Source organism: Micromonospora sp. NPDC085948, assembly GCF_040686315.1.
In the GTDB taxonomy this organism is placed as follows: Bacteria; Actinomycetota; Actinomycetes; order Mycobacteriales; family Micromonosporaceae; genus Micromonospora.
The window spans coordinates 78,869-90,804 of sequence record NZ_JBFBJW010000018.1 but is presented as its reverse complement, the minus strand read 5'-3'; the positions used below and the strand labels follow the sequence as shown (position 1 = coordinate 90,804).

Sequence of the window (11,936 nt, the reverse complement as noted above, 5' to 3'; positions counted from 1 at the left end):
ATACACTGCGAATATATCGATGGCCGGAGCACTCCGTTGCGGCGTCGAGCAACCCAGGGGAGGATCAATGCCAACCGTGAAACCTGGTGGTGCGCGGGGGATCACGCGCCGTGGCCTTGTCGGAGCCGCGCTGGCGGTCGGGGCCGGCGTACCGATGGGCATCGCCGGTCGCGCCACTGCGGCAACCGCCGATTCGGGCCCGGTCCGGCTCACTCTGCCCCGGCCGACCGGGCCGTACCGCGTGGGAACGGTGTCGCTGCACCTGGTCGACCGTTCGCAGCCGGATCCGCTGGCCGGCCCGGGCCGGTACCGGGAGCTGATGGTCAGCGTCTGGTACCCCGCCCGGGACGTGCACCGGTTCCCGCGTGCGCCCTGGATGACCCCCGCCTCGATGCGCGTGCTGCTGGACTCCGCCGGGTTCGACCCCGACGCCGCGCTGGCGCCGTTGACGGCCGGGCACGAGGGCGCCCCGGTGCGGCACCCGGGCCGGCGGTTGCCGGTGGTGCTGTACTCGCACGGCTCGGGCAGCCACCGTTCGGACACCACGATCGTGGTGCAGGAACTCGCCAGCCACGGCTACGCGGTGGTCACGGTGGACCACACGTACGACGGGGTCAGCGAGTTCCCCGACGGCCGGGTCACCGTCCAGGAGGACGACTTCGACTCGACCCCGTGGACCTACACCCGCGACGTTCGATTCGTCCTCGACCAGATCGCCGACCTCGCCGCCGGGCGCAACCCCGACGTGGACCACACTCCGCTGCCGGCCGGGCTGGGCGCCGCCCTCGACCTGAGCCGGATCGGCATGTTCGGCTGGTCGAAGGGCGGTACCGCGACGGCCCTGACCATGGGCACCGACCGGCGGATCCGGGCGGGGCTGAGCCTGGACGGCCCGATGGTGTCGCAGCCGCTGCCCACCGCCGACCTGTACCGGCCGTTCATGCTGATGACGGCCGAGTACAACCGGGCCGCGGAGCCCGCCGTCGCCGAGTTCTTCACCCACCTACGCGGATGGCGACTCAACGTCCAGGCCGCCGAAGCGGTCCACTCGTCCTACGGCGACAACCAGTGGCTCCTACCGCAACTGGCGCGGCTCATCGGGATGAGCGACGAGGAACTCGTGCGCTTGATCGGCAATCTCGACCCCGCCCGCGCGGTCCGCATCGGGCAGGCGTACCCGCTGGCGTTCTTCGACAGGCACCTACGGCACCGGGGCGGCCACCTCCTGAGCGGCCCGAGCCGGTCCTTCCCGGAGGTGACGTTCATTCCGTAGCCCGGCCGTCCGGGCCCGCCCCCGAACCGGTCCTGGGCTGAGCCGCTTGATCGACCCGGCACGCGGCCGTCCGCCCGGAGGCCGGTGCCCCGCCGATCATGGAGTTGTGGTGCCTCGCAAAAGGTGCGTGGCATCGCGTTTCGGGCACCACAAGTCCATGATCGCCGCGGGTGGGGGGTGGGGCGGGGTGGGGTGGGAGGGGGGCTAGAGGCGGATGCCCAGGAGGGCGTCCACCGTCTTCGCGAAGAGGGCCGGGGCGTCCGCGTCGTCGGCGGCGCCCGCCAGGGTCGCGTCGGCCCAGCGGTCGGCTGCGGCCAGGGCTCCCGGGGTGTCCAGGTCGTCGGCGAGGCGCTCGCGTACCCCGGCCAGCAGCTCGGCCCCGGACGGCCCGGCGGGCGCGGCGGCGGCCCGCCGCCAGCGGTCCAGGCGCTCCTGCGCGGCCGTGAGCAGCTCGTCGGTCCAGGTACGGTCGCTGCGGTAGTGCCCGGAGATCAACGCCAGCCGGATCGCCAACGGGTCCACCCTGTCGGCGCGCAGCCGGGACACGAAGACCAGGTTGCCGCGGGACTTGGACATCTTCTCGCCGTCCAGACCGATCATCCCGGCGTGCACGTAGTGCTCGGCGAACGGCGCCTGACCGGTGAGCCGCTCGGCGTGCGCGGCGGACGCCTCGTGGTGCGGGAACAGCAGGTCGTTGCCGCCGCCCTGCACGTCGATCCGGTCACCGAGCAGGTTGAGCGCGATGACCGCGCACTCGATGTGCCAGCCGGGGCGGCCCGGCCCCAGGTCGCCGCCCGGCCAGGACGGCTCGCCCTCGCGGGCGCCGCGCCACAGCAGCGGGTCGAGGGGGTCGCGCTTGCCGGCCCGGTCGGGGTCGCCGCCGCGCTCCGGGAAGATCTCCAGCATCTGCTCGCGGGTCAGGTTGGACTCGTAGCCGAACCGGCCGGTGGCGGAGATGTCGAAGTAGACGTCGCCGGTGCCGTCGTCGAGCCGGTACGCGGCGCCGTCCTTGACCAGCACCTCGACCTTGTCGGCGATGTCCGGGATCGACTCGACCGCGCCCACGTAGTGCGCCGGCGGGATGATCCGCAGCGCCTCCATATCCTCGCGGAACAGCGCCGTCTCGCGCATCGCCAGGACCACCCAGTCCTCGCCGTCGCGGGCGGCGCGTTCCAGCAGCGGGTCGTCGATGTCGGTGACGTTCTGCACGTAGCGCACCGGACGGCCGGCGTCGCGCCACATCCGCTGCACGAGGTCGAACGTGATCATCGTGGCGGCGTGACCGAGGTGCGTGGCGTCGTACGGGGTGATGCCGCAGACGTACATGCTGCCCGCGTCCGCCGGCTCGCTCGGGTGGACACCCTGCCGCGCCGAGTCGTACAACGCCAGTGGCTCGCCCCTGCCCGGCAGCCGTGGCACCTCGTGTCCCGCCCAAGACTCCATGGGATCAGCCTAGCCAGCCCGGCGACGCCGCCGGAGCGCCCCACGGGTGATCAAGATGACAGCGGCTCACATGGGCGGCCAGGGAATCGCCGGCCAGTCCTCCGGTGGCTGCGGGAAGCGGCCGGTCTCGCGCAACCTGTCGACCCGGGCGGCCACCTCGGTCACCTCGCTGATGGTGAGGTGGTCGGCCAACTCCGCGCCGAGCGCCCCGGCGACCTGCCCGGCGAGCCCGTCGAGCATCTCCACGGCATCCGGGGGCAACTGCTTGCCGGCCCAGCCCCAGAGCACCGTGCGCAGCTTGTCCTCCACGTGGAAGCTCACCCCGTGGTCCACGCCGTAGATCCGGTCGTCGGCGCCGACCAGCACGTGAGCGCCCTTACGGTCCGCGTTGTTGATCACCGCGTCGAGCACCGCGAGACGTGCCAGCCGTGGGTCGTCGGCGTGCGCGAGGGCGTACGCCGTGCCGTCGTCGTCACGGGCCGCGGCGATCGGGAACCAGCGTGGCGGCAGCTCCCCGGCCGGCAGGAAACCCACAAGTGGGTCGGCGTCCTCCGGCTCGTCGATCCACAGCTGGCAGGAGCCGGGGCCGAACGGGCCGTCGCGCAGCACCGTGGGCGGCACCAGGCCCCAGCCGGTGGCCCGGGAGACCAGATACGCCGAGACCTCCCGCCCGGCCAGCGTGCCGTCGGGGAAGTCCCAGAGCGGACGCTCACCGCGTACCGGTTTGTAGACGCAGCGCGCGGTGGCCCCGTCCAACGTCAGAATGCCGCGCAACGTGGTGTTCGACGCGTCGACCAGCCGACCCTCCAGGTCGAGCGTGCCGTCTCGCAGCAGCCGCAGCGCCGCGTCGCCGTCCTGGCGAGGCTGGAGGCCGGACGAGGTCACCGGTGATAACCGTTGTGCCGCGGGCAGAGGTGCCCGGCGGGGTCCAACGGTTGGCCGCAGAGTGGGCACGGAGGCCGACCCGCGTTGACCACTCGCCGGGCCCGCTCGATGAACTGACGGGTCGCCTGCGGGGTGAGCCGGACCCGGAGCCGGTCGAGGTCCTCGTCCGGCTCGTCGTCCTCGACATCGTCGTCGTCGGGGTCCTCGTCGTCCTCGTCGCCCAACTCGACCTCGGGCTCCACCTCGCCCGCGGCGATCGCCTCGATCACCACGGTCGCGGTGTCCACGTCGAAGGCCAGCCCGAGGGTGCCGACGCGGAACTCCTCGTCGACGGGCGTGTCCAGTGGCTCGTTGTCGCCGATCACCGGGGCCAGCTCGGGCAGGTCCACCCCGAAGCGACGTTGCGCCTCGGTGAGCAGCTCCTCCAGCTTCTCGGCGAGCAGGGACACCTGAACCTTTTCCAGCGCGACGCTGACCAGCCTGCCGCCGCCGCGGGCCTGCAGGAAGAACGCGCGCTCCCCCGGCGGCCCGACAGTCCCGGCGACGAACCGCTCCGGCGGTTCGAAGGCGTGCACCTGGTGGGTCATACCCACGACCCTATCCGGCCCGCCAGGGCACCGCGCACCCCACCGACCCGAATCGCCCGAGGTGCGGCGCGCCCGGTGTGCCAGGGGTTACACCCGGGCGTGGCGGCCTCTTCGGCGTGCCAGAACGCCCCGACCGGGGGCGGTGTCGTGACGTGCCTCACCGCGACACGCCCGCGCCGCCGCCGACGGCCGCGTCCGAGTCGGCCACGCGGCTCGCGCGCCGACGCCGCTTGGCCGGCGGCGGCACCAGCGCCGCCAGGTCGCCGCCGGTGTCGTTGAGCCGCACCAGAAACGGACGCAGCGGCGTGAACCGGATCGCCGTCACCGACGCCGGGTCGGCCACGATCCGCTGAAAGGCATCCAGGTGTACGCCGAGCGCGTCCGCCACGATGGCCTTGATCACGTCGCCGTGGCTACACGCCAGCCAGACCGCCTCCGGGCCGTGTTCGGCGCTCACCCGGGCGTCCCAGGAGCGCACCGCCGCCACGGCACGCGCCGCCATCGCCGCCATCGCCTCCCCACCCGGGAAGACCGCCGCGCTGGGGTGCTGCTGGACAACCGGCCAGAGTGGCTCCTTGGCGAGCTTCTTCAGCGGCTGCCCCTCCCAACTGCCGTAGTCGCACTCGATCAGCCCGTCCTCGACCACCGGGGTGGCCTGCGGGAGCGCCAACTCCAGGGTCTGCCGGCACCGGATGAGCGGGCTGGTCACCACGGCGGCCAGTGGCACCGCCCGCAGTCGCCCGCCGACCGCGGTGGCCTGGGCGCGTCCGGTGTCGTCCAGTTCGACCGGTTGGCGGCCGGCGAGGCCGCCATCGGCGTTCGCCGTGGTTCGGCCGTGTCGCAAGAGCAGAAGGGTCGCCACGGAGACCACCCTATGACCTGGACCCCGTGCCGGGCCGTCGTGGGCGGCGGGAGGACGACCGCGGCCCCCGACTCCGCGCACGGGCGGGGTCGGGGGCCGTCGTCGGCGGGTCGCTCAGGTGGCGTCGATCGCGCCGGTCAGCAGCAGCGCCAGGACCAGCGTGCCCAGCGCCACCCGGTACAGCACGAAGACGTACAGGGTGTGGTGGGCGACGTAGCGCAGCAACCAGGCGATGGCCGCGTACCCGATGCCGAAGGCGATGAGGGTGGCCACGATCGTCTGGGCCACCGTCGGCACGGAGGTGCCCGGGGCGGACGGCTCGAAGACGTCCCCGAGGCTGAACACGCCGGACATCACCACCGCCGGGATGGCCAGCAGGAACGAGTACCGTGCCGCCGCCTCCCGGGTGAGGTTGAGCAGCAGGCCGGCGGTGAGCGTGCCACCGGAGCGGGACACCCCGGGGACCAGCGCCATCGCCTGGGCGAAGCCCATCACGATGCCGTCCTTCATCCGGAAGTTCTCCAGGGTGCGGGTCTGCCGCCCCCAGTACTCCGCGAACGCCAGCACGAAGGCGAACACGATGAGCGTGGTCGCCACGACCCACAGGTTGCGCCCCGCGGTCTTGATCTGGTCCTTGAACAGGAAACCGAACAACCCGATCGGAATCGAGCCGACGATCACGTACCAGCCCATCCGGTAGTCGAGGCTGGAGCGGACCGACGTGTCCCGGATGCCCACCAGCCAGGTCCGGGTGATCCGCCAGATGTCCTTGGCGAAGTAGATCAGCACGGCCGCCTCGGTGCCGAGCTGGGTGACCGCGGTGAACGACGCGCCGGCGTCCCGGTCGAAGAAGATCGCCGAGGTGATCCGCAGATGCCCCGACGAGCTGACCGGAAGAAACTCGGTCAGTCCCTGGACGATGCCCAGGACGATGGCCTCAACCCAGGTCACTCGCCGACTCCCGAAAGCTCCAGTGCCTCGGCGACGGTACGCAGGGTCTGCACACCGCTGTCCCGGTCGGCGACGAACAGGCTCACCGACAGCGTGGTGACGCCGGCGGCAGCGTACTCCCGCATCCGCTCGGCGACGCGCTCCTTCGGGCCGAGCAGTGAGGTGCGGTCGATGAACTCCATGGGTACGGCCGCGGCGGCGTCGCGCTGCCGCTTGGCCAGGTACAGGTCCTGCACGTCGCGGGCGGCGTCGCCGTACCCCATCCGGGTGGCGAGCTGGTTGTAGAAGTTCTGCTCGCGGCTGCCCATGCCGCCCACGTACAGCGCCGCGTACCAGCGGACCAGCTCGGCGCAGGAGGCCACGTCGTCGCCGATCACCACGGGCACCGAGGGCACCACGTCGAACCCGGCCAACTCCTTGCCGACCTTCGCCCGACCGGCGCGGACCGAGGCGAGCTGCTCCTCGGCGAACTCCGGGGCGTAGAACACGGCCAGCCAGCCGTCGGCGATCTCACCCGCCAGCTCCAGGTTCTTCGGGCCGACCGCCGCCAGGTAGATCGGTATGTGCTCGCGGGGTGGATGGAAACCCAACCGCAGGGCCTTACCCGGGCCGTCCGGCAGCGGCAGCTTGTAGTGCTGCCCGTCGTAGGCCACCTCCTTGCGGGCGATGGCCAGCTTCACGATGTCGACGAACTCGCGGGTCCGCGCCAGGGGCTTGGCGAAGCGCACACCGTGCCAGCCCTCCGACACCTGCGGACCGGAGACACCCAGGCCGAGCCGGAACCGGCCACCGGAGAGCGCGTCGATGGTGGCGGCGGTCATGGCGGTGGCGGCCGGCGTACGGGCGGGGATCTGCATCACCGCGGCGCCGACGTCGATCCGTTCGGTCTGGCCGGCCATCCAGGCGAGCATGCTGGGCGAGTCGGAGCCGTAGGCCTCCGCCGCCCACACCACCGAGTAGCCCAGCCGGTCCGCCTCCTGGGCGAGGGCCAGGTGGTCGGCCGGTGTGCTCCACGCTGTCTGGTATCCGAGACTGAGCCCGAGTCGCACTGGTCCTCCCCCATCCGTGGCACAGGTCGCACCAGGTTACGCAATGCCGAAAACGGACTCGATCACCGGCTCGACACCTTCGCTCCCCCTCCATCGGGGCAGCCCACGGCGGCGGAACCGGCAGAACCGGCAGAGATACGGGAGCGAGGATATCCGTGGCGGCAGGTTCGAAATAAGGTTCACCCATGCAACAGCGACCGCTCGGCCGAAGCGGGCTGGCGGTTTCCCGGCTCGCGCTCGGCACCATGACCTGGGGCCGGGACACCGACGCCGACGACGCGGCCGCCCAGCTGAAGAGTTACCTGGACGCGGGCGGCAACCTGATCGACACCGCCGACGTGTACGGCGACGGCGACGCCGAGTCGGTGATCGGGTCGCTGCTGGGCACCCTCGTGCCCCGCGACGAGCTGCTGATCGCCACCAAGGCGGGGCTGCGCCCGGGCAGTGGTCGACGTCGCGACGGCTCCCGGGGGCACCTGCTGCGGACGTTGGACGCGTCGCTGCGCCGCCTCGGCACCGACCACGTCGACCTGTTCCAGGTGCACGGGTACGACCCGGACACCCCGCTGGAGGAGACCCTCGCGGCGTTGGACCACGCGGTGGCCAGCGGCAAGGTTCGCTACGTCGGCGTGTCGAACTTCTCCGGCTGGCAGACCGCACGCGCCGCCGCCTGGCAGACCGCCTGGCCGGGGCGGGCACCCGTGGTCGCCACCCAGGTGGAGTACTCGCTGCTGGAGCGGGGCGTGGAGCGGGAGGTGCTGCCCGCGTGCGACGCGCTCGGCCTCGGCCTGCTGCCCTGGTCACCGCTGGGTCGGGGCGTGCTGACCGGCAAGTACCGGCACGGCCGTCCCGCGGACTCCCGAGCCGCGTCGCCGCACTTCGAGCGGTTCGTCTCGACGTACCTGGAGCCGCGCTGCTCCAGCATCGTGGAGGCGGTGGCCACCGCGGCCGGCGGCCTGGGGGTGTCACCGCTGGAGGTGGCATTGGCGTGGATCCGGGACCGGCCTGGGGTGACCGCGCCGATCCTCGGCGCACGCACGGTCGGCCAACTGCTCGGCGCGCTGCCCGTGGAACGGATCACCCTGCCGGAGGAGATCACCACCGCGCTGGACGACGTCTCGGCGGTGCCGTTGGGCTACCCCGAACGCGACGGCTGACCGGCGCTGTTCCTCGCCCCCGGTTGCGGCACTCGGCAAGATCGTGCTCGATCCTGGATGCGGTGGCATCCCACGACGACGACGTAGCCACTACATCGTGGATCGAGCGGGATCCTGGGCACGGCGCGATCTTGGGCGCGGCACGGCGGCAGGTGCATGCCGGGGCAGGGCGTCAGGGCGACGGGCGCTGCCCGGGGAGGTCGTGGATCGCGGTCAGGAAGCGCGACTGGTCGTCGCGGACCGCGGGCTGGGTGAGTCGGATCCACGAGTCGTCGTCGAAGACGAACGTGGAGGTCAGCTGCACGAACCCGGCCGCGCCGCGCTCCGAGTCGATCCGGGCCACCCGGTCACGTCGCACACTCCACAGGACCCGCGGTTGGCGCCGGTCGGGGCGGTCGGCGTCCGGGCGGGGACCCATCCGCAGCAGGTGCAGATGGGTGTCGGTCACCGCCAGCGGGGTGCCGTTGTACCGCTCCAGGAAGAGCAGCAGGCTGCCGGCGAGGGTGGCGAGGTCGCCGCTGAAGACGTACCGGCGGCGGTAGGCGATCTCGGCGAGCTGGTCGGCCAGCGGGCGGTACAGGCTGAGCCGGAACAGGGCGCGGAACGCCTCCTGTTCCTCGGTGAGCGGGATGGGATCCCGCTGCGCCCGCTGCGGTGGTGGGACCGGCTCCGGTTCGGCCGCCTCCGGCACACCGGCCGCGACGGCAGCGGCCTTGGCGGGCAGCAGCAGCAGGCCCGCCGCCAGCCGGACCGGCGTCAGCACCGCGTCCACCCAGACCACCGGGTTGACGATGTTGAGCAACCCGAACAGCACCTTCGGGTCGAGCGAGTCGACGAACTCGTCGGCCATCACACCGGCGAGCTGCCGCCCGGCCTTGTGGGTCTGCGGGGCGCGGACCGGGCCGAGCCCCACGTACCGCAGCTCCTGCCCGGGCAGCAGTGGCGCGACGAGGGCCCGTTCGGGTTCGTCGCTCGTGCGGAACTCGTCGCGCAGCTCACGGGCCTTGTCCCGGGCCGCCCGCGCGCCGCCGAGCACCGCGTCGGTGAACCGACCCAGCCGGCCCCGCTCCTCCGACATCACGCGTCCCCTCGCGACCGGCCCGCCGGCGGTTGCCCGAAGACACGCTGGTTGATCCAGTCCGCCTCGACCGCGGCGAGCGAGCTGTCGAGGCGGCGGGCGGCGGTCTCCAGTCGACGGACCGCCCGCACGTCGACGTCGATATCCGGTGGCATGCCGTTCCTCCCCCACGAGTCGAGCGCACCGACGATACGATTCCCGGCCACCCGGCACCACCCCGTGGCACGGACAGCACGCTGCACGGGGCAGGGGCGCACAGGTCGGCACGAACCACCCCACGGCAGCGTCGTTGGTCACCCCCAAGGGGGTGGCGAACAGCCGCTGGGCTGGGCAGCATGGATGGCATGGACTACGAATACGCGCCACTGCGGCTGCCGCCGAACGTCGACCGGTTGACCGCGGCGGCGCAGTTGGCGATCCAGGCGGAGTTCTCCGGATGGGAGTTGGCCCGGGTGCGGTTGTACCGGGACGGCACGCGGCAGGTGGTGCTGCGGCGGCGGCGGGTCAACCAGCCGCAGCCGGGCCTGTCGTACTGACGGCCGGACGCCCGGGGCCACGTGGACCCCGGGCGTCGAACGGCCTTGGTGCGCCCTAGTGCTGGTGCCCGGCGTGGTCGTGATCGTCGTCGAGCTCCACGAACGGGTGCTCGTCGAGCCGGCCGACCAGTCGGTCGTCGACCGCCGGCTGGAACGGACCGACCGCGTCATCGTCGTCGAACGACTCCAGATCGACCGGCGTGCCCACCTCGCTGACCATCACCACCCCGTCGAGGGGCTCCAGCTCGGGGACGTCCAGCGCGCCGAGCGAGCCGTCGCCGCTCTGCAGCAACTCCAGCACCGCCTCGCCGACGCCCTCCACCGGCGCCGGCTCGTCGTCCTCCGGGGTGCCCTCGCGGCGGGCCGCCTCGGCCACCCGCAGCAGCGCGGCGACGCTCGGCACCCGGTAGTCGCGACGCTGCCGCACCGAGATCACCCGGGGGTGCGGGTCGCTGGCCTCGGAACCCTCCGGGCCGCCGAAGCGCTCGTCGGCCTCGTCCGGGTCGATCGAGTCGACATCCCACGGCGTCACCTCGCCGAAGGCGTCGAGCAACCGCTCGTCGTACGCGAAAGAGGCGTTGTTCAACGCCACGTACGCCTGCCAGACGTCGTCGTCGTCGACGCGGCCCTGCGCGGCGCGTACGGCGGCCAGGTGGTGGCGGGCCGCTTCGATCACCCGCTCGAGAGCGGCGTCCAGCTCACCGTGCTGGTCGGTCATGTGGGGCAGTCCCTTCACGTTGGGGAGGTCGCGCGCCGGATGCAGCGCCGGGCGCGGCTAGCAGGTGCGGAGGAACCGGTCGAGAACCCGCACGCCGAACTGTAGTCCGTCGACCGGAACCCGCTCGTCGATGCCGTGGAACAACGCCGAGAAGTTCAGGTCGGCGGGCAGCCGCAGCGGGGCGAACCCGAAGCAGCGGATGCCGAGCTGGGAGAACGCCTTGGCGTCGGTGCCGCCGGAGAGCATGTACGGGACCGGACGCGCCCCCGGGTCCTCGGCGCGCAGCGCCGCCGACATGGCCTCGACGAGGTCGCCGTCGAAGGTGGTCTCCAGCGCGGGCTGCCGCTGGATGTACTCGATCGCGATGTCCGGGCCGACGAGCTCCCGCAGCTGCCGCTCCAGCAGCTCGGACTGGCCGGGCAGGCTGCGGCAGTCGATCGTGGCGGTGGCCCGGCCGGGGATGACGTTGTCCTTGTAGCCGGCGTCGAGCCGGGTCGGGTTGGCGGTGTTGCGGATGGTCGCCCCGATGATGTTGGCGATCGGGCCGAGTTTCGCGATGGCCGTCTCCGGGTCCTCCGGGTCGAGCTCGACGCCGAGCAGGTCGGAGACCTCCTCCAGGAAGGCCCGCACGGTGTCGGTGACCACCACCGGGAAGCGGTGCCGGCCGATCCGGGCGACCGCCTCGGCGAGCGCGGTGACCGCGTTGTCGTCGTGCACCATCGAGCCGTGCCCGGGGCGACCCTTGGCGTGCAGCCGCAGCCAGTCGATGCCCTTCTCGGCGGTCTCGATCAGGTAGAGCCGCTGGCTGTCGTTGACCGAGTAGGAGAAACCGCCGACCTCCCCGATCGCCTCCGTGCAGCCGTCGAAGAGGTCCTGGTGGTTCTCCACCAGGAAACGCGCGCCGTAGTCGCTGCCCGCCTCCTCGTCGGCGGTGTAGGCGAGCACGATGTCCCGCGGTGGCCGTACGCCGGTGCGCTGCCAGTGCCGCACCACGGCGAGCACCATCGCGTCGAAGTCCTTCATGTCGATCGCGCCGCGGCCCCAGAGGTAACCGTCGCGCAGCTCGCCGGAGAACGGGTGCACCGACCACTCGTCGGCGTCGGCGGGCACCACGTCCAGGTGGCCGTGCACCAGCAGCGCGCCCCGGCTCGGGTCGGTGCCGGGGATGCGGGCCACCACGTTCGCCCGGCCCGGCGCGGCCTCGTGCAGGACGGACTCCACGCCCACCTCGGCGAGCTTCTCCGCCACGTACTCGGCGGCGCGGCGCTCGCCGACGCTCGTGTCGTTGTCCCCCGTGTTGGTGGTGTCGATGCGCAGCAGGTCGCGGCAGAGGTCCACGACCTCCGCGCTGGGGTCGGGTCGGGTGGAGGCCGCATCGCTCGTCATCGCCTCTTCAT

General features: G+C 72.4%; 13 protein-coding genes. 3 read left to right on the top strand and 10 right to left on the bottom strand.

All coding sequences use genetic code 11. The features are described from left to right. Positions 1-67: 67 nt before the first annotated feature. Positions 68-1,273: an acetylhydrolase gene (locus tag AB0O48_RS31255; RefSeq protein ID WP_365069506.1), complete on the top strand. Its 1,206-nt coding sequence runs from the start codon at positions 68-70 to the stop codon at positions 1,271-1,273. Between the two features lie 204 nt (positions 1,274-1,477). On the opposite strand, the gene mshC is transcribed toward AB0O48_RS31255, so the two are convergent. The 6 genes from mshC to AB0O48_RS31225 all read right to left on the bottom strand — a co-directional run bounded on the left by mshC (position 1,478) and on the right by AB0O48_RS31225 (position 7,050). After that, positions 1,478-2,716, bottom strand: a complete 1,239-nt coding sequence (gene mshC / locus AB0O48_RS31250; RefSeq protein WP_365069504.1) for a cysteine--1-D-myo-inosityl 2-amino-2-deoxy-alpha-D-glucopyranoside ligase — start codon at positions 2,714-2,716, stop codon at positions 1,478-1,480. Between the two features lie 66 nt (positions 2,717-2,782). Then, on the bottom strand, positions 2,783-3,601 hold the full coding sequence (locus AB0O48_RS31245) for an SCO1664 family protein (protein WP_357572588.1): 819 nt from the start codon (positions 3,599-3,601) through the stop codon (positions 2,783-2,785). Next, positions 3,598-4,188 carry a DUF3090 domain-containing protein gene (locus AB0O48_RS31240; protein ID WP_357254163.1) on the bottom strand — a complete coding sequence of 197 codons (591 nt, stop codon included), beginning with the start codon at positions 4,186-4,188 and terminating at the stop codon, positions 3,598-3,600. Before AB0O48_RS31240 ends, AB0O48_RS31245 begins: the two co-directional genes overlap by 4 nt. A gap of 157 nt (positions 4,189-4,345) precedes the next feature. Next, positions 4,346-5,059: an MSMEG_4193 family putative phosphomutase gene (locus AB0O48_RS31235; RefSeq protein WP_365069501.1), complete on the bottom strand. Its 714-nt coding sequence runs from the start codon at positions 5,057-5,059 to the stop codon at positions 4,346-4,348. Between the two features lie 105 nt (positions 5,060-5,164). Continuing rightward, positions 5,165-6,001 (bottom strand): undecaprenyl-diphosphate phosphatase, encoded by an 837-nt coding sequence (locus AB0O48_RS31230; RefSeq protein ID WP_357254159.1) that lies wholly within the window; start codon positions 5,999-6,001, stop codon positions 5,165-5,167. Beyond that, positions 5,998-7,050, bottom strand: a complete 1,053-nt coding sequence (locus AB0O48_RS31225) for an LLM class F420-dependent oxidoreductase (RefSeq protein ID WP_357254157.1) — start codon at positions 7,048-7,050, stop codon at positions 5,998-6,000. The genes AB0O48_RS31230 and AB0O48_RS31225 overlap by 4 nt, the downstream gene beginning before the upstream one ends. 185 nt (positions 7,051-7,235) lie before the next feature. Between AB0O48_RS31225 and AB0O48_RS31220 the strand changes: the two genes are divergently transcribed. Continuing rightward, positions 7,236-8,207 (top strand): aldo/keto reductase, encoded by a 972-nt coding sequence (locus tag AB0O48_RS31220; protein ID WP_357254155.1) that lies wholly within the window; start codon positions 7,236-7,238, stop codon positions 8,205-8,207. A 172-nt stretch (positions 8,208-8,379) separates the two neighbouring features. Here the strand turns inward: AB0O48_RS31220 and AB0O48_RS31215 are convergent, their stop codons facing one another. Both AB0O48_RS31215 and AB0O48_RS31210 read right to left on the bottom strand, forming a co-directional pair. After that, a complete protein-coding gene (locus AB0O48_RS31215) occupies positions 8,380-9,285 on the bottom strand; it encodes a hypothetical protein (RefSeq protein ID WP_365069498.1) in 906 nt (301 codons plus the stop codon). Beyond that, a complete protein-coding gene (locus AB0O48_RS31210) occupies positions 9,285-9,440 on the bottom strand; it encodes a hypothetical protein (RefSeq protein ID WP_357254151.1) in 156 nt (51 codons plus the stop codon). The genes AB0O48_RS31215 and AB0O48_RS31210 overlap by 1 nt, the downstream gene beginning before the upstream one ends. Positions 9,441-9,629: 189 nt before the next feature. Here AB0O48_RS31210 and AB0O48_RS31205 point away from each other — a divergent pair, with 189 nt between their 5' ends. Next, positions 9,630-9,821, top strand: a complete 192-nt coding sequence (locus tag AB0O48_RS31205; protein WP_013734349.1) for a DUF5703 family protein — start codon at positions 9,630-9,632, stop codon at positions 9,819-9,821. A gap of 55 nt (positions 9,822-9,876) precedes the next feature. On the opposite strand, the gene AB0O48_RS31200 is transcribed toward AB0O48_RS31205, so the two are convergent. Further along, on the bottom strand, positions 9,877-10,539 hold the full coding sequence (locus AB0O48_RS31200; protein ID WP_357254149.1) for a hypothetical protein: 663 nt from the start codon (positions 10,537-10,539) through the stop codon (positions 9,877-9,879). 57 nt (positions 10,540-10,596) lie between these two features. After that, positions 10,597-11,925 (bottom strand): M20/M25/M40 family metallo-hydrolase, encoded by a 1,329-nt coding sequence (locus AB0O48_RS31195; protein WP_357254147.1) that lies wholly within the window; start codon positions 11,923-11,925, stop codon positions 10,597-10,599. Between the last annotated feature and the right edge of the window lie 11 nt (positions 11,926-11,936).